The organism is Microcoleus sp. B4-D4 (assembly GCF_036705185.1).
In the GTDB taxonomy this organism is placed as follows: Bacteria; Cyanobacteriota; Cyanobacteriia; order Cyanobacteriales; family Microcoleaceae; genus Microcoleus.
Map to the genome: position 1 here is coordinate 44063 of NZ_JAUBTX010000040.1, position 16979 is coordinate 61041.

11 protein-coding genes and 2 pseudogenes are annotated in these 16979 nt (G+C 47.0%); 6 read left to right on the forward strand and 7 right to left on the reverse strand.

Annotated features, from left to right (window positions below):
• Window positions 1-17: 17 nt before the first annotated feature.
• On the forward strand, window positions 18-1304 hold the full coding sequence (locus QUB13_RS23475) for an MFS transporter (RefSeq protein ID WP_333385495.1): 1287 nt from the start codon (window positions 18-20) through the stop codon (window positions 1302-1304).
• Between the two features lie 169 nt (window positions 1305-1473).
• Here QUB13_RS23475 and QUB13_RS23480 read toward each other — a convergent pair whose 3' ends face one another.
• The 4 genes and pseudogenes from QUB13_RS23480 to QUB13_RS23495 all read right to left on the reverse strand — a co-directional run.
• Window positions 1474-3561, reverse strand: coding sequence for an acylase (locus QUB13_RS23480; protein WP_333385498.1), 2088 nt, complete (start codon window positions 3559-3561; stop codon window positions 1474-1476).
• A 95-nt stretch (window positions 3562-3656) separates the two neighbouring features.
• Window positions 3657-4730 (reverse strand): hypothetical protein, encoded by a 1074-nt coding sequence (locus QUB13_RS23485; RefSeq protein ID WP_333385501.1) that lies wholly within the window; start codon window positions 4728-4730, stop codon window positions 3657-3659.
• A gap of 102 nt (window positions 4731-4832) precedes the next feature.
• On the reverse strand, window positions 4833-6155 hold the full coding sequence (locus QUB13_RS23490) for an energy transducer TonB (RefSeq protein ID WP_333385503.1): 1323 nt from the start codon (window positions 6153-6155) through the stop codon (window positions 4833-4835).
• Window positions 6156-6985: 830 nt separating this feature from the next.
• Window positions 6986-7307, reverse strand: a pseudogene (locus tag QUB13_RS23495) (DUF4277 domain-containing protein); the annotation flags it as partial.
• Between the two features lie 189 nt (window positions 7308-7496).
• On the opposite strand from QUB13_RS23495, the pseudogene QUB13_RS23500 reads away from it, so the two are divergent.
• Window positions 7497-8122: pseudogene (locus QUB13_RS23500) on the forward strand (transposase family protein); the annotation flags it as partial.
• Window positions 8123-8463: 341 nt separating this feature from the next.
• On the opposite strand, the gene QUB13_RS23505 reads toward QUB13_RS23500, so the two are convergent.
• On the reverse strand, window positions 8464-8652 hold the full coding sequence (locus tag QUB13_RS23505) for a hypothetical protein (protein WP_194008036.1): 189 nt from the start codon (window positions 8650-8652) through the stop codon (window positions 8464-8466).
• Window positions 8653-8841: 189 nt separating this feature from the next.
• Here QUB13_RS23505 and QUB13_RS23510 point away from each other — a divergent pair, with 189 nt between their 5' ends.
• Window positions 8842-8994: a hypothetical protein gene (locus QUB13_RS23510; protein WP_333385505.1), complete on the forward strand. Its 153-nt coding sequence runs from the start codon at window positions 8842-8844 to the stop codon at window positions 8992-8994.
• Here QUB13_RS23510 and QUB13_RS23515 read toward each other — a convergent pair.
• Window positions 8991-9914 (reverse strand): histone deacetylase family protein, encoded by a 924-nt coding sequence (locus tag QUB13_RS23515; protein WP_333091941.1) that lies wholly within the window; start codon window positions 9912-9914, stop codon window positions 8991-8993. The genes QUB13_RS23510 and QUB13_RS23515 overlap by 4 nt on opposite strands.
• Window positions 9915-10443: 529 nt before the next feature.
• Here QUB13_RS23515 and gyrA point away from each other — a divergent pair.
• From gyrA to QUB13_RS23530, 3 genes are all read left to right on the forward strand, one after another.
• Window positions 10444-13161: a DNA gyrase subunit A gene (gyrA, locus tag QUB13_RS23520; RefSeq protein WP_333385508.1), complete on the forward strand. Its 2718-nt coding sequence runs from the start codon at window positions 10444-10446 to the stop codon at window positions 13159-13161.
• Window positions 13162-13277: 116 nt separating this feature from the next.
• Window positions 13278-13934, forward strand: a complete 657-nt coding sequence (locus QUB13_RS23525) for a Uma2 family endonuclease (RefSeq protein WP_333385512.1) — start codon at window positions 13278-13280, stop codon at window positions 13932-13934.
• 219 nt (window positions 13935-14153) lie between these two features.
• Window positions 14154-15449 carry a ribonuclease D gene (locus QUB13_RS23530; RefSeq protein WP_333385514.1) on the forward strand — a complete coding sequence of 432 codons (1296 nt, stop codon included), beginning with the start codon at window positions 14154-14156 and terminating at the stop codon, window positions 15447-15449.
• A gap of 637 nt (window positions 15450-16086) precedes the next feature.
• Here QUB13_RS23530 and QUB13_RS23535 read toward each other — a convergent pair.
• Window positions 16087-16899, reverse strand: coding sequence for an aldo/keto reductase (locus tag QUB13_RS23535; protein ID WP_333385517.1), 813 nt, complete (start codon window positions 16897-16899; stop codon window positions 16087-16089).
• Between the last annotated feature and the right edge of the window lie 80 nt (window positions 16900-16979).

Sequence of the window (16979 nt, forward strand, 5' to 3'; positions counted from 1 at the left end):
TATCAATTGCCTATTTAATGCAAAAATTTATTCTACTTTGGCTTGGACAAACTGCTTCGATGATTGGCAGCGCTATGTCCGGGTTTGCGCTGACTATTTGGATTTGGGAGTCTACCCATCAAGCGACGGCTTTGGCTTTGTTGATGTTTTTTACTCAATTGCCGCGCATCTTGCTTGCTCCGGTTGCTGGCATTCTCGTCGATCGCTGGAATCGAAAATTTTTGATGGCGATCGGCGATACGGTTTCAGCTTTGTTAACGCTCGCTATCCTATTACTTTATATCAGCCACAACCTGCAACTATGGCATTTATATGTAGCGAGTGCGATTAACGGAATTTTTGACCAAATTCAGCAGTTAGCTTACTCAGCAGCCATCGCCACAATGATGCCAGAAAAGCATTACAGCCGCGCTAGCAGTTTAAGTTTTTTGGCAAATTATGGCGCGAGTATTATTGCTCCGACGTTGGCAGGGATTCTCTATTCTGCGATCGGGCCCGGCGGGATTTTTACGATCGACCTGGCAACTTTTACAATCGCGATCGCCACGCTAGTATGTGTGAAAATACCCCAGCCCGCGATCGCGCCAGCATTGCGGAGCAATATCGCCTCCAATCCCCAGCCGACTCGCCACCACTTTTGGCAAGAACTCAGCTTCGGATTCCGCTACATCGTCCATCGTCCCAGCCTGCTTGCCTTGCTGGTGTTGGTTTCGCTATTCTGGTTCGCTCACGACATCGGCGCGGCCCTCTACTCACCGATGATTCTGGCACGCACCGGCAATAATACGAGAATCCTCGGTACTATCCTTTCCGCCGCCGGCGCAGGTGGCGTTTTAGGAGCATTGTTCGTCAGTATTTGGGGCGGCCCCAAACGCCGAATCCGAGGCTTTCTGCTAGGCATGGCAGGCGCGGGCTTGAGTAAAATAGTCTTTGGTTTCGGTCAGGCGCTTTCTATCTGGATTCCCGCTCAATTTTGTTCGTCTTTCAATTTCCCCATCCTCGGCAGTTCCAACGAGGCGATTTGGCTGGCGGAAGTTGCACCAGAGGTACAGGGGCGTGTTTTTGCTACCAGAGCAGTCATCGTGCAATTGGCCTCAGCGATCGGTTTATTGATCGCAGGGCCACTTGCCGATCGCGTCTTTGAACCCGCCATGCAACCGGGAGGTTTTTTAGCAGCTATTTTTGGCGGAATTCTGGGGACAGGTGCCGGTGCTGGCATGGCTTTGTTATACGCTATCTCGTCGCTGGGATTATTGCTCGTTGCAGTCGGTGGGTATGCTTGTCGGCTGCTGCGCGAGGGCTAATATCGTTTCCGGTAGCATCGGAATGATTTAACCGCAGAGGGCGCAGAGAACGCAGAGGGAGAGAATACAGAGAGGAATAATTCCGATGCTACCGGAAACGATATCAAGGGGAAACGGCGCACAGAAGTCTTTTAACTTCTTCCTTCTTCCTTCTGCCTTCTGCCTTCTGCTAGAGTTTTTGGCGCGAACTCAGGTGAGCTTCAACTTCCGATCGCGATCGCCATACAGGCCGCAATTCCTTGCGAGCAAAGAACTGCCACTGATCGCTGGTATGGGGCGAACCAGGTTGACTGGCGTTGCCGTAACTGTTTAGCGCCATCGCTTTCACCGGATTCGAGAACTCAATCGTGGCGACAAAAGAATCGCCCGCAACCGCTTGAAAGCGATTGTCTTTCCGTGGAGCGAACCATACTGAGCGAAATACACCCAAAGCACCGTCAGCTCCATTTGCCGGCAAATTAGCCTCCCCAGGCAATCGGAAGACTTCCCCCCATGCCACATCTAAAGCGCCATAAGTTGCCTCAACTTTGGTTGCTGTCGCTTCCAACACCCGCACCGCCTCCGCAGGATTTGCCAACCCGTCTGGCGTAGTTAGTGGCGCATCTTCGCTCCAAGGTTTGGCGAATAACTCATTAGCATTCATCGCTTTTTTCCAAAAGGCAAACAGCACCGCACCACGACTTTTAGCATCGACTTTGCGATCCCAATTCGCGAGAACTTCCGCAGCGCGGCGAGCTTTTTCACTGGCTTGCCGTGCTATGGGAATTAAATCATCGAGGAGGCGATCGGCGAGTTCTACCTGAGTGGAATGTTTGTATTGCATCAATTCATCGAAAGAGATTTTTTCATCTTCTAAGAGCATTTTTGCCGATCGCTGCGATCGCAAATCCATCGGGCCGCGCGGTGCCATGTAGGCGGGATAATTATCAGGTGAGATCGCCTTGGGAAACGTCGTCGTCCAAGGGGGATCGTTGGTATTTTGCAACCAACCGCTGGGCGGATCGACAACGCGCGGCAAATCCGCATAGGGATGATTTTTGCTCCATAAAGTCTCTGACGTATCGCCTGGGATTGTGTCTGACCAGTATTTAAAATCTCCCTTTTTGCGAATGGGGACTTGACCGTTAAACAAGTGCATGATATGCCCCTCACGATCGGCATACATGACGGTAAACATGGGAATTTCTAAGCGCTTTAAAACAGCCTCAAATTCATTGAAATTCCTGGCCCGCGCCATATCCCACCACTGCTGAAGGGCTGCTGGTTTATCGAGTCCGACAACGCGCAGGGCGATCGCTTTGCCCTGTTTTTCTGTGAGAATCGGCCCGTGAACAGAACGCCGCACTACTAGAGATTCCGATCGCAAATTTCCATTCTTTTCTTTGACTTTTAAAACCTTCTCTTCTCTGTCAAATTTTCGGACTTCGCCATCGAAGCGATAGCCATCGTTAGCAAGGGACAATTCATAGGCATCCCAGCCATCGTGAGTGTTGACAGTATGAGTCCATCCCAAGTTGTCATTAAAGGCGATCGTTAATACAGGAAATCCGACGAGAGTCGCTCCGTAAGCGTTAATTTCTGGGGCAATCAGTTGTGCTTCGTACCATAAATATAAATCAGACCAAGGAAGGTGAGGATTTGCCAATAGCATGGCATTGCCGCTTTGAGAATGGGAAGGAGCGATCGCCCAACCATTAGAGCCTTTGGGGGTGTGATTTTCAGTGAGATTTTCAACGCGCTCTGGATCGACTACAAAAGTAAAATTGATGACACGCTGCTCGTGTGCCAATACATCTGCCGGTTTGAGGGGCAATGCTATTTTTAATTCTTCGGTGAGCGCCTCTGGGTGTTCTTTTGCATAGGCATTCATTCCGCCAACAAAAGCATCAAGATAGTTGCGGAAACTGGGATTTTGTGATTCATACCAAGCGTTTGCGCGATTGGGAATTCCCATAGTTTGCACCCAGCGATCGGATTCCAGATAATCTTCGCCCCAAAATTCGGCAGCTTGCCCGCGAGCTTGCCCGTAAAGACGCAAAATCAGATTACCGTGACTTTGCATCTGCGCCCAGCCAAAAGCGTAGAAAAGGCTTTTAGTATTCTCTCCGTAAATGTGTGGAATTCCATAGGTATCCCAAAGAATTTGAGTGCCGGTTTCAGGTGCGGATTGAACCCCATTATTGAGGAGCAAAACTAAAACAAAACTCATTAATAAGGAGACAATCCGTCGGCCTTGTTTTTTTAGTTGTATAAACACTGGAAATTAATTTGCTAGGGTTAAACTGAAACATAGCAGCATTTTCAACAAGCTGCACGAACAAAACCTCGAGGATTTAAATCCCTTTTATAAGGTTATTTTTGAAGCTGCCCCTGTTGCCAATTTCCCTCTACCTTCGTTCCGTCTGCATATAGATAAGAACCTTGGCCGTGTTTTTGCCCGTTGAGGAATTCACCTTGATAGCGATCGCCATTGGCGTAAATGCAAGTACCTTGGCCACTGAACTGACCCTCGCGAAATTCGCCTTCGCAGCGATCGCCATTGGCAAAAATATAAACTCCTTTCCCACTCATCTTACCCTTGACAAAAATGCCTTTATAGTTATTGCCATTAGCAAATTCGCGGACCCCCTCACCATTAAATTCTCCATTCTCGAACGGCCCTTGATAACGTCCCCCTTCTTTAAAAGTTAACAACCCCTGACCTTGAGCGTTGCCCTTGACAAACTCTCCTTCATAGCGGTTGCCGTTCGGATATTCGCGAACCCCTTTGCCGTGAAATTGCCCTTCACTAAACTGCCCCTCATAACGGCCTCCTTCAGCAAAAGTATAGGTTCCCTGTCCGTGAGGCAAGTTACTCAACAACTCTCCTTCGTAGCGGTTCTTATTAGCATATTGACAGACTCCTTTACCGTTAACTTTGCCTTCTTTAATATCTCCTTCGCAACGAGTGCCATCACTGAACGTAAAAGCCCCCCGACCGCTGGGAGAACCATTGGTAAAAGAGCCTTCATAACGAATGCCGTTAGTGGAAGTAAAAGTACCTGTACCGTCGAATTCACCGTCTTTAAAAGTTCCTTCGTAGCGGTTGCCGTTAGCAAATTCGCGGACACCTTGACCGTTGAATTGCCCGCCGGCAAATTCTCCTTGATATCGACCTTCTTCTTTAAAGGTGTAGGTTCCCTTACCGTGAGGTTGGCCGTTGAGAAATTGCCCTTCGTAGCGATCGCCATTGGCATACTGGCAGAGACCAGGCCCGCTGAGTTTTCCCTCGCTCAATTCTCCCTCACAACGCCCGCCATCGGGTAGAGTAATTACTCCTGCCATTGCGCTGTCAGGGTTGACAAACAACAGAGCCATTCCCAAGTTGGAACCAAGTAATAGAGCGAGTCCAACTCGCTGAAGTTTACTTAATATTGCTGACGACATTCCCAAATTCATAATTCACAAAAAATTTAACTTTTAACTTTGCTATTCCTGGGACGGTGCTATAGAATTCCCAGCCAAATTGCTAGAGTCTTTAAAAAATCCCTAGTCATTGAGGCGGAAGGTAATGGATGCTGTTTTTCCTTGAATGCCACTATCTGATGAGGCAAATTTCCATTTTTCTACTGTTTTAATCGCTGCGCGATCGAAGTCGTCGTGATTGCTCGAAGTCAAGATCGCGATGTTGAATGCCTTACCGTTGGGGTCAACGTCAAACATGACTTTTACTATGCCTTGCCGCCCTTCCTTTCTGGCTGTGCTCGGATATTCAGGTTTACCGCAGCTAATGCAAGTGCCGGGAGGCGGGCCGGAAGGGCGCGAAGGACTCCCGCCTTTGCTTGGATTTGTCGGTTTTGGCACTGGCCCAGAACCGCCGCCAAATGGCTCTGAGGAACCCCCGCCACCATTTCCACCTCCATCGGCTGATGAGTTCGATGCACTTCCGACCGGGCTACCCGAGGAGGCGAGGTTTCCTACACCTCCGATCGCATTTCCAGAATTGCCACCGCCTCCTGGCTTAGTAGCTGTGACTGGCGAGCCTGTTTGGCGCACGGGATCTCGCCCGGAACCGGCCGCAAATGGCTCATCGGAAGGCCCCTCGCTACCCGCCGAAGCAGATGGCGAGAGCGGCTTATTTTTTTCAGGGCTGTCGGAGGAGTTGGGATTTTCAGCATCTTTTGTAACGTCTGTCGAACTTCCAGCGCCTTTGGGGCGGGAAGCGGTAACAGGTGGTTCGCTCTGAGGGGGTTCCTGGCTCGCCGTTGTGCTGGGGCGATCGATTTTTGGAGGATCGGGTAACGGATCGTTTGATTCGTTGGCGATCGGGGTTTTGGCAGTTTCTGGGGGATTGAAATCCTGTTGAGGCGGGGGGGAAGGCTCCAGAGGAGGTGGTGGCGGCAAAGTTTCCGTTAAAGGCAACTCTTTCTTAATCTCTGGCGGGGGCGTTGCCGCCATCGGTGGCTCCTCTGGAATCGGCGGGGGCGTTGCTGCTACCGGGGGTTCCTCTGGAATCGGCGGGGGCGTTGCTGCTACCGGGGGTTCCTCTGGAATCGGTGGGGGCGTTGCCGCTACCGGTGGCTTTTCTGGCTGAGTTGGCTCTGGTGGCGGTTCTGGTTTGAACGTCTCAGGTGGGGGAGATATCTTTTCTGGAATAACCGGCTCTGGCTTGGTTTCCTCTACTTTAGGCTCATCAAGCACAACAATTTCAATGGCATCCTCTGCAAATTCAGCAGGTTTGACCAACGCCAGAAGTAAGGGCAGCGCCACGCCGTGCAGTAAGGTTGAGGCTAACAAACCGATCGCCAGGACTTTTTTGAGAGCTTCTTCTTGTTGTTGTCTTTGCGTCGCCGAAATATTTGAAAAACTCATGCCCGATCGATCTCCTTTATGGATGGGTTGGTGACATCCTGGCTGGCTCCCCGACATCACCGGAAACAAGCTACCAACTGCGGGTTGAGCTTGCTATCAATGATGAACCTACAAATCTTATAAGAAGACTGTCACTTTTTTTAACACTCTTACTATTCTTTTGCATTTATTTTGTTTCGATCTAGCGAGCAGATGCCATCAATCAGCATTTCCTCGGGCTGGGATCTACCTCGATCGCATGGGCGCTGTCAATGTTCGGATTCTGACAGGGCCAGCTTCCACAACTCTTTAAATACAAGATTCCATAGGCCAATATACCAACATTTTTCAGCATTCTCAAGATTTTTAGAAATTTATTTATAACTTTTATCAAACATAATATGCTGAATGATAAACATAAATTATGATAATGTGTGAGTTAGGGCTTGACATTTCTGAAAATTCGTGAAGTCTAATTGAGAATATTTAACAGTATTTAAGATTATTGTCAACTCCTAACGCACATACTTACCAAAGAAGCAGGGGGAGAAAAATCGGTCAGGATCGCAGTAGGAGCATTTTGGTTGCAGACGAAGATAGTCAGATACAGGTAGCGCGGGAAGTGCGGGAAGTGCGGGAAGTGCGGGAAGTGCGGGAAGTGCGGGAAGTGAAACAATTCTCCGTCTGAATCACTTGTGCCTGCTTGACGCAAAAACTATACCAGCCTGCGATCGGGCTAATTGCATGATTAGGCAGTTGGCGATCGCTCAACACAGCTAACGAGAATACAAACCAATGGATGCTTTCATTTACATTAATAATGGAGCATCTAAATGAGCATATTTTGGTTATACTTTAAACTTTTTTATTACGGATAATACGATTTCCATAAATAGCTTTTTCAATCCATATTTATATAATTTATCCATGACTCTTCCAATTTTATCGTCATTTATATAATCCGCTTTTATTCCAGCACCTAACAAGGTTTCGATTCCTTTGTCTTCAAAAAATTGACTGAGTAAATATAACGGTCTTGATACAAACCCTAATCCATTGATTTAAAATAGCTTTCACTAATATACCCGCTAAGATTTTTTTCCGAACATTTATTCCTAATTTATCGTTGATTATTTCAAATCTTCCTATCTCATCAATTAGTTCAGCTACTATTCCTCAGTGATCGATATTTTTGATTTTTATTTCTGAAGTAGGGGGCATTTTTTTAGCTAGATAATATTTTTGACGTTTTTTTGATTGTCTCACTTTTTTTGCCTCAACTGTCTAAGTATTTTTTACTTAGTCAGCTCTGGTAGCAATATACTATATTTGGTAGTGCTATTGAAGTGCAGAATGTGGGATATAGGGACAAATTGGGGGGTATCTGAATCAACGATTTGCCGAATTGTCACTAATATTGAATCAACTTTAATGAAAACGGGAAAGTTTGGTATTCCTGGGAAAAAAGCATTGTTCTAAGGTTGTGGGCATCAGCAAAGCTGTGGTAATGGATGTCACAGAAACATCTATAGAACGTCAAAAAAAAAATATCACTCAGGTAAGAAAAAATACCACACCCTAAAAATGCAAGTGGTCATTAATCAAGAAACCGGCACAGATTATTTGCCTAAATTTTGGACTATTGCCACGATTTCAGCTTGTTCAAAAAAAACAATGTTCATTTCCATTCTGAGATAGATAGTTTACAAGATAGTGGCTATCAAGGGATAAAAGATTATCACTCTCATAGTTATACTCCTAAAAAGAAACCAAAAAATGGGAAGCTTTCTCTTTTAGAAAAAGACTACAATCGAGCCTTAGCCCAGAAGCGAATAGTAATTGAAAATGTTAATAGGAGTCTCAAAGTTTTCAAGATTTTGTCAAGTCGTTATCGAAACCGTCGCCGCCGTTATGATCTCCGTTGTAATTTGTTGTCAGCACTTTACAATTATGAGTTAGCTCTCATGTCTCAAATTCAAAGCCTTTAATTATAACATAGATTTTTTTTGCAAGAGGTCTAATTAGTAGAGATGCACCCGAAGCCTGTTCTTATATAATTATCTCTACCTCTAGGTTGATGTCGATCGCGATTTGAATCATTAACACCGCTCTCAAACACATCAAACTGTCTATCGCAGTATTAAAAAACCAAAACTTCTGCAGGTGGCAAGTTCTACTTTTAACCACTTACCCAAACAATGCAAATAATGACTAAGCCCCCGATATAAACTCCGATAGGGATCGGTCATTCCCAGTTCTTTAATCTTCAATGCCCCAATCGAAATTGAAAGTAGTATTAACTCCCAAACGAGAGTTGACTGCGGTGTCTTTAATCGATAATTTTTACCCAACCGCGGCGCACGTTGTACAGCAGTCGGTTGATGATGGCATACTCATCTTCATTCAGCGTTCTTTCTAAGAGTGCGGATCTGAGCTGTCTCCGGTCGTGGCGAGTCACGACGCTGGAGAACATGACTTGACCAAATAATTCTTCGAGTGTCATTTGGGTAACTGACATGATAAACCTCTTAATTGATTGAGATAAATAAAATTTTCACAGGCTCTGATATATCTATTATGCTTTGTACAAGGGCCTATTTGGGCGATCGAAAACATTGACACCGTGTGATTTTTGGGCTACAAATCTGTGACCTAGACTTTGAAACCATGTGACTCGGATCTTTTTAATTTGTGATCCCAGTCACTGATGTTGAAGGAAGAAGGAAGAAGGAAGAAGGAAGAAGGAAGAGGGGAGAGGGCCGATCGGGCGATCGACAAAACTCCGCCGATCGCCATTGCTCTCAATCCCTTACTAATCCGTTTTCAACATCATTTTCGCCTCTGTCAATTTTGCATTTAATTGAGGCATCGGTCAATAGTCGCCACCACCGACTCGGCCAATTCTTTGAGCGCATAACCCCCCTCCAAACCAAAGACGAGGCGGCTGGTGATTTGCAAGCAATATCCGGTAAAAGTACCGAAATCTGACGGGGCCAGATTCATACTCGCCAGCGGATCCGAGACAATAGCATCGTAACCGGCGCTGACAATCAACAAATCTGGTTGAAAATTTGACAAAAACGGCACCACAAGAGATTCAAAAGCGCTCCGATATTCAGCTATACCGCTGCCGGGATACAGCGGAATGTTCAGCACGTTGTCGTAGCTGCCGCGCTCGTCGGCATCTCCAGTTCCCGGATAGCAGGGAGATTGGTGCAGGGAACAGTAGGCAATTTTCCGGCAGTTTTCCACCACGGATTGAGTGCCGTTACCGTGGTGCACGTCCCAGTCGAGGATGCCGACACGGTTAACTCCCGGCTGTTCCAAGGCGTACTTCGCTGCGATTGCAGCATTGGAAAACAAACAAAAACCCATCGCGCGATTGTTTTCGGCATGGTGTCCCGGCGGCCTGGCCAGCACGAAAGCTGGTGCGTTTCCTGCCAATACTCGATCGACCCCATCGAGCCAAGCACTCGCCGCCAGCAGCGCTACATCGTAACTTTCAGCAGAAATCGGCGTATCGCCGTCGAGGTAGCCGCCTCCTTGAAGAGACAAATGTTCGACTTCTTTGATGTATCTTGGCGCGTGAACTTTTTTGAGCGCCGAGAACAATTCTGTTTGGCGCTGCGCCACTGGCGCGGGCAGTTGCCAGTCAAGGCGATCGGCCCAAGGGGCAGCTTTCAGAGCATTGACGATCGCCGTTAAACGTTCTGGTCGCTCTGGGTGAAGCATTCCAGTCTTGTGCAGCAAAAAATCAGGGGAGTAGATGACGGGTAGCATCAGCAGATTTTAGAGTTAATTTTTTATATCTTAGATTTTCATTTTGATTTAATTCGACATTCGGCTTTATGAAATTAAAATTGCGTCCGGGCAACCATTTTAATTGAGATTATCTGGGGCTTTGTAAAAGGCATTTTTTCTTAATGCGCGCTGTTGAGAACTCGCTTCCAGATCTAACCCCCTGCCAACTCTCGATAGCACGCATTAAAAATGGCGCGATCGATGCTCCCTTTTAATTTTTTAGATAGCACTCAAAAAAGCTCACCAAAACATGAAAACCGACCGCCTCAAAAACCCTTTCTAGCTCCGGCAAATTGATGACTAAATCACCAACTACCAACTTACGAATTTCCCTCGTTTCGTCCCTTAATTTTTCTGGCAACTTGCCCCTAAAGTCAAAGGCAAATTGTGATATAATTTTAGGAGTAATTTGCAATATTTGGCAGCTCTACTGAATCCAAATCGATTTTATCGCATTTTTGAGATTTATAGCGGTCAAATTTAAAGTTTTAACGGAGTTTTTCAACCTATGAGTATCTCTGAGTCGCGGATAATCCCGACGGATCTGGGTGGTGAGATGTCCCGATCGTACTTGGAATACGCCATGAGCGTAATAGTCGGTCGGGCGCTACCAGATGCGAGGGACGGTCTCAAGCCCGTTCACCGACGCATTCTCTACGCCATGAACGAATTGGGCTTGACTCCCGATCGACCATTCCGCAAATGCGCCCGCGTCGTCGGGGAGGTGCTCGGTAAGTATCACCCCCACGGAGATACAGCGGTTTACGACGCCCTGGTGCGGATGGCTCAGGATTTTTCCATGCGGGAACGCCTGATCAACGGCCACGGCAACTTCGGCTCCGTTGACAACGACCCGCCCGCTGCCATGCGGTACACCGAATGTCGCCTCACAGCCCTGACTAGCGACTCCATGCTGCGCGACATCGACTCGGAAACAGTAGATTTCGGCGACAACTTCGACGGTTCCCAACAAGAACCCCTCGTGCTCCCCGCACGCATCCCCCAAATTTTGCTCAACGGTTCCTCTGGAATTGCCGTCGGGATGGCCACCAACATTCCGCCGCACAACTTGGGCGAAATAATTGACGGTTTAATAGCGCTAATCCACAATCCAGGAATTACCGACCTGGAATTGATGCAGTACATTCCTGGCCCGGACTTTCCCACCGGAGGGCAAATTCTCGGCAGAGGCGGCATTCGCGATGCTTACACCACCGGGCGCGGTTCGATTACCATGCGCGGAGTTGCCAACATTGAAACCATCGAACACGTCGGCCGCCCAGACAAAGAAGCAATTATTATCACCGAATTGCCTTACCAAACAAATAAGGCAGCGCTAATCGAGAAAATTGCCGAACTGGTAAACGACAAAAGATTAGATGGAATTTCCGACATTCGCGACGAAAGCGACAGAGACGGAATGCGGATCGTGATCGAACTCAAACGCGATGCCTATCCCCGCGTCGTCCTCAATAACCTCTACAAACAAACACCGCTCCAATCAAACTTTGGAGCCAATATGTTAGCGCTAGTAAATGGGGAACCCCAACTACTGACGCTCTCACAATTCCTCAATGTCTTCCTAGACTTCCGCATTGAAACAATTACTCGTCGGACTCAATACGAACTCCGCAAAGCAGAAGAACGCGACCATCTCCTGCAAGGTTTATTAATTGCCCTAGACAACTTAGATGCAATTATTCACCTAATTCGTGCCGCTGCCGACTCCGCAGCAGCCAAACAGGAATTGATCGATAATTACGGTCTTTCCGAACAGCAATCCGACGCAATTCTGCAAATGCAGCTCCGGCGTTTGACAGCCTTGGAAGCGCAAAAAATTCAGCAAGAGCACGAAGAACTGCGAACTAAAATCGCCGATTTGGAAGATATCTTAGCGCGCCGGGAACGCATCTTAGAAATCGCCGAATTTGAAGCAGTCGAAATCCAAACCAAAATCGCTACTCCTAGACGCAGCGTCATCGAACACGCCGAGGGAGAAATCGATGAAAGAGATTTAATTGCTAACGAACAAGCAATTATTCTGATTACAGAGCAAGGCTACATCAAGCGGATGCCTGTCAGCACTTTCGAGGCTCAAAGTCGCGCTACTCGCGGCAAAGCAGGCGCGAAAATGAAGGAAGATGACGGAGTAGAACATTTCCTTTCTTGTTGCGATCACGACAGCGTTTTGTTCTTCAGTGACAGGGGCGTAGTTTACTCTGTCAAAGCTTATCAAATCCCCGTCTGTTCGCGGACTGCTCGCGGCACTCCCGTGGTGCAACTGCTGCCGATTCCTATAGAAGAAAAAATTACTTCTATGGTGTCAGTGACAGAATTTACCAGTGAAGAATACTTGGTGATGTTGACTCGCGGCGGTTACATTAAGAAAACCGCACTTTCGGCTTTTGCTAATATCCGCACTAATGGCTTAATCGCGATTTCTCTGGAAGAAGGCGATCAATTGCGCTGGGTACGGAGAGCAAAAGTTGGTGATAGCATCATCATCGGTACGCGCCAAGGTATGGCGATTCATTTCCGCACGAATCACGAACAGTTACGCCCGGTTGGCCGCGCGACTCGGGGTGTGAAATCAATGAAATTGCGATCGGGCGACGAGCTGATCAGCATGGACATTTTACCGAGTTCAATTATTGCCGAAATTGCTGAATTGGTAACGGGAGAATCGGAATTTGAAGGAGCAGAAGTTGCTCTGTTAGAATCGGGAGAATTGGAATTTGAAGGAGCAGAAATTGCTGAATTAGAAGCTGAAGATGTGGAATTTGAAGAGGAAGAATTAGAACTGCAAGCCGAGGAAATTGAAGGCGAAGATGCCGAAGAAATTCCCGCAGTTAGCAGCGAAGTTCCCTCGGTGTTGGTAATCACTAGCAACGGCTACGGCAAGCGGGTTCCAGTTTCTCAATTCCGCCTGCAAAGACGCGCTGGGAAGGGATTGACTGCTACTAAATTCAAGTCGAAAAAGGCTAAGGATTACGTGGCTGCGCTGCGAATTGTCAACGACAATGATGAGTTGATGATTATTACCAACCGAGGTATTATTATCCGTCAGGCTGTGAGTGCAATTTCCACGCAATCGCGCACTGCAACAGGCGTGCGGGTGCAGCGGTTGGATGAGGATGATTCAATTGTAGCTGTGGCTTTGGTGCCGGCTTCGGGTGAAGAGTCGATCGAAGAATCGGCATCTGAGGAAGCGACAGAGGAGTCATAGGTTAATAGTTTGTAGGGTGCGCTGCGGTGCACCTTACTGCTGTTGAATGCTAAAAGTGCGATCGCCCCTACTCAGAAGTTTTCCCTCAAAAGTCAAATATTTTTTCCGGTGAGGTAATGATGAGTCAACTCCAAACCAAACTACTAACTGATACCTGGGTTACAGCGACTTGGGATGAATATATAGAAATTATTAAACAGCCGGAGTACGATCGAGCAAAATGCTACTACTACAACGGACAGTTGAGGATTGAAATGGCAGCAGTCGGGGCAGATCATGCTGATGACAACGGAATTATCGTCATCTTAATCAATTTATTTGGCATTGCTAAAGGTATAAAAATGAGACTGCTGGTCAACTGTAGCTACGCCAAAACAGGTGTCAGAGGCGCTCAACCTGATGCTTCTTACTACATCGGAGACCGGGTACAAATGGCACCTCGCGGCAGTTCGGTAGTGAATTTAGATAGCGCAGTTTCCCCAGATTTAGCAATTGAAATTGCCGACAGTTCTCTTGTTGACGATTTGGGAACAAAAAGAATGATTTATGAAGAATTAGGAGTGTCTGAGTATTGGGTAGTAGACGTACAAAAAGCGCAAGTTATTGCTTTTAAAATAATTGCTAACCGTGGAAGCGAACGTCTGACGGAATCTCAACTTTTGCCTGGCCTAAAAGTTGCTTTGTTAGAGGAAGGTTTGCGCCGCAGTCGCCAGACGGACAATACAGAAGTAGGTAACTGGTTCTTAGAGGAAGTTCGCGAGAATCCTCAATAGTGCGATCGACTGCATTCTTTTTTTAACGGGAGGCTAGAAACCGGGTTTCTACGAGTTTTGCAAACAGGAACGAGAAATATAGGAAGAAACCGGGTTTCTGAGGTTTGCGTGTCTCCAGGACACCGCAATGCCCTATCCGGCGGTTGAATCGTTGACAATCGATCCGATAATTGCTATAGCATAATATAAGTCTAAATTTAATAGCAAAAGTCTGTAAAAATGCCTTATTTAACAGCAGCAAACGACATCAAAGCAGTCATTTCTCAATTTTCCCAAGCTAAAATTCTGTGGGTTGACACAGAAATAGCAGACTATAAATCCAACCCCAGATTATCTCTGATTCAAGTGTTAGCAGACTCCACCGATGCGACAGGAGATGCCACGTTTTTACTAGATGTATTAGATAAACCTGAATTGGCGAAAAATTTCATCAGCCAAATCATGGTAAATCTAAATATTGAAAAAGTCTTCCACAACGCCAGCTATGATATCAGATTTCTGGGCAATGACGACGCTCAAAATGTCACTTGCACATTGCAAATGGCAAGAAAAATTCCAGATTACATTCTACCATTACCCAACCGACAGCTCAAAACTTTAATCGAAACACTTTGCGGCATTGCTTATGTAGATAAAACAGAACAAAGCGGTAACTGGGCAAACCGTCCCCTGACCCAGAAGCAGCTAGAATATGCCAAAATGGACGCGGTTTATTTAGCGAAAGTGCATCAGCGCCTGCGAGAAATCCTTGCCCAATCTTACCCCGATCCCGCCACAGAAAACTTGACCGCCTTGGGGGAAAAATATCAGGAAATAGAATCTCATTGGAAGCCCCTAGATGCAGAAATTGCTGAAGTTAAAGAACGATTTAAAGCGGGGATGCTGGCGCAAAATCTCAAAGATAGTTCTTATTTTCAGCTTTCCAGTTCGATAGCGATGAAAGTTGATTTTATGACGCTGGCGAAACTAACGCAAGCTGAGGGAATTGAGTTGAATTTTCCGGTGACGCTGACGAAAGAAATTCAAAAACAGTTAGGCAAACTCATCGCCGATCCATCTTTGGAAGTTGAAGATATTGCTAGTTGGCGGTTGAATTCTACGATCAAGCAGGGTCGAAAATCAACTACTAAGAAAGTTGCGCCACAACCGGAGACTGAGGATTTCACAGCATTGGGGGAAAGGTACAAAGAAATTTTGCCTGAATGGAAGTTGCTGGATTCAGAAGTTGAGCATCTGAAAGAGCGGATCAAAAAAGCAATGTTGGTGCAAAATAAGAACACTACTCCCGATTTTAAGTTATCTAGTTCTTCAATTTTGAAGGTGGATTTTGCTAGGTTGGCTAAACTTGCGCTATCTGCAGGATTTGAGTTAGATTTTATGGTGACGCTGACTCAATACATTCAAAGGCAGTTAGGGGAAGCGATTAACAAAATTGATGTGAAAATTGATTATATTACCAGTTGGCGGATGACGGCGAAGACTGTGGAAGATGAAGATGAGGAAATCCCGTTTTAACTCACATCCTGCACCATTGTCAAGAACAGGCATCTTGCCTGTTCCACAATAAAATTTATCTCTTGTGGAACAGGCATCTTCCCTGTTCCTAAGCAAGTAATTGAGAATGGTGCAAGATATCAGTTTTAACTAACGTCATTTCTGGTTAAGCAGAAGGAGGCAAAATCCAATCAAACCCAAGAGAGTGCTTCTTAGGTTGATGGCAGTAGACAATTAAACCACACAAAACATTCGCACAGAGGCGTTGCTCAATCAGGGTATGAAAAAATAAGTTTAACATCCAGAAACTGTGTCGAAAATGGTTTCTATGATATCAATTCCGGCTGCACCGGAATGATATAGAGGACACGGCACTGCCGTGTCCCTACCACGATCGATTGTAGGGACACGGCACTGCCGTATCCTCCGTTTCTTTATATCATTCCGATGCTAACGGAATTGATATGACTTGCATATTTTGCCTTGCATACCGTAAATCAGCAACGCCTATTTTCCTTTTAGTCGGAGCTTAATCAAGTCTTGTTCACCGCTGACCTTTTCCATCCACTCGACGGTATTGCCGGAGCAGTCGTTGGTCTCGCGTATGTAGTCTGCTACAGTGACCGAAAACTCAACGAGAGAACGTATTCTTCGCTGCTCAACGACCGGTCATTTGCTCCAGCTTTTCAGGATACCGATCGCCTTGTACCGTAATCTTGGAGGCGGTGTCATCGATGTCACGCAGATCGCCCTGGGTGAGTTCCACTGAGACTGCTCCGATGTTTTCGTCCAAGCGATGCAGTTTCGTAGTACCTGGAATGGGTACGATCCACGGTTTCTGAGCTAGCAGCCAGGCGATCGCAATCTGAGCAGTTGTTGCCTGCTTCTGCTCTGCGATGCTGCCGAGTAGATTAATCAGAGCCTGATTGGCCTTGAGTGCCTCGGTTGTGAAGCGAGGCAGGGTGCTGCGGAAGTCGGAACTGTCGAAGGTCGTGCTTTCGTCCATCTTGCCAGTGAGAAAGCCCTTGCCCAGCGGGCTGTACGGGACAAAGCCAATTCCGAGTTCCTCAAGCGTCGGTATCACTTCCTTCTCAGGAGTCCTCGTCCACAGCGAGTATTCGCTCTGGAGAGCCGTGAGCGGCTGGACTGCGTGGGCGCGGCGAATCGTTTGCACGCCTGCTTCAGAGAGTCCGAAGTGCTTCACTTTCCCTGCCTGAATCAGTTCCTTCACTGCTCCTGCCACGTCTTCGATCGGCACGTTCGGATCGACCCGGTGCTGATAGAGGAGGTCGATCGCCTCAACCTTGAGTCGCTTGAGCGAACCCTCCACAGCCTGCTTGATATGCTCCGGTCGGCTATTCAGTCCGGGCGCACCCGTCATCCCGCGCGGATCGGAATTAGGGCTAATGTCGAACCCGAATTTGGTAGCAATGACCAGTTGCCCGCGAAAGGGAGCGAGGGCTTCACCCACCAGCTAGGCTGTGTACTTTGTTCGTTTTTATGGTAAAGTATTTCATACAATAATAGTGTAAAAAAAGAGTGTAGCTCTGG

What these genes read in the sequence shown, in the direction of transcription:
- QUB13_RS23505 (WP_194008036.1), bottom strand. Translation starts at nt 8,652, where the DNA reads ATGTCAGTTACCCAAATGACACTCGAAGAATTATTTGGTCAAGTCATG.
- QUB13_RS23515 (WP_333091941.1), bottom strand. Translation starts at nt 9,914, where the DNA reads ATGCTACCCGTCATCTACTCCCCTGATTTTTTGCTGCACAAGACTGGA.
- QUB13_RS23530 (WP_333385514.1), top strand. Translation starts at nt 14,154, where the DNA reads ATGCCTTATTTAACAGCAGCAAACGACATCAAAGCAGTCATTTCTCAA.
- QUB13_RS23510 (WP_333385505.1), top strand. Translation starts at nt 8,842, where the DNA reads ATGTTGAAGGAAGAAGGAAGAAGGAAGAAGGAAGAAGGAAGAGGGGAG.
- QUB13_RS23485 (WP_333385501.1), bottom strand. Translation starts at nt 4,730, where the DNA reads ATGTCGTCAGCAATATTAAGTAAACTTCAGCGAGTTGGACTCGCTCTA.
- QUB13_RS23525 (WP_333385512.1), top strand. Translation starts at nt 13,278, where the DNA reads ATGATGAGTCAACTCCAAACCAAACTACTAACTGATACCTGGGTTACA.
- QUB13_RS23475 (WP_333385495.1), top strand. Translation starts at nt 18, where the DNA reads ATGCAAAAATTTATTCTACTTTGGCTTGGACAAACTGCTTCGATGATT.
- QUB13_RS23490 (WP_333385503.1), bottom strand. Translation starts at nt 6,155, where the DNA reads ATGAGTTTTTCAAATATTTCGGCGACGCAAAGACAACAACAAGAAGAA.
- gyrA (WP_333385508.1), top strand. Translation starts at nt 10,444, where the DNA reads ATGAGTATCTCTGAGTCGCGGATAATCCCGACGGATCTGGGTGGTGAG.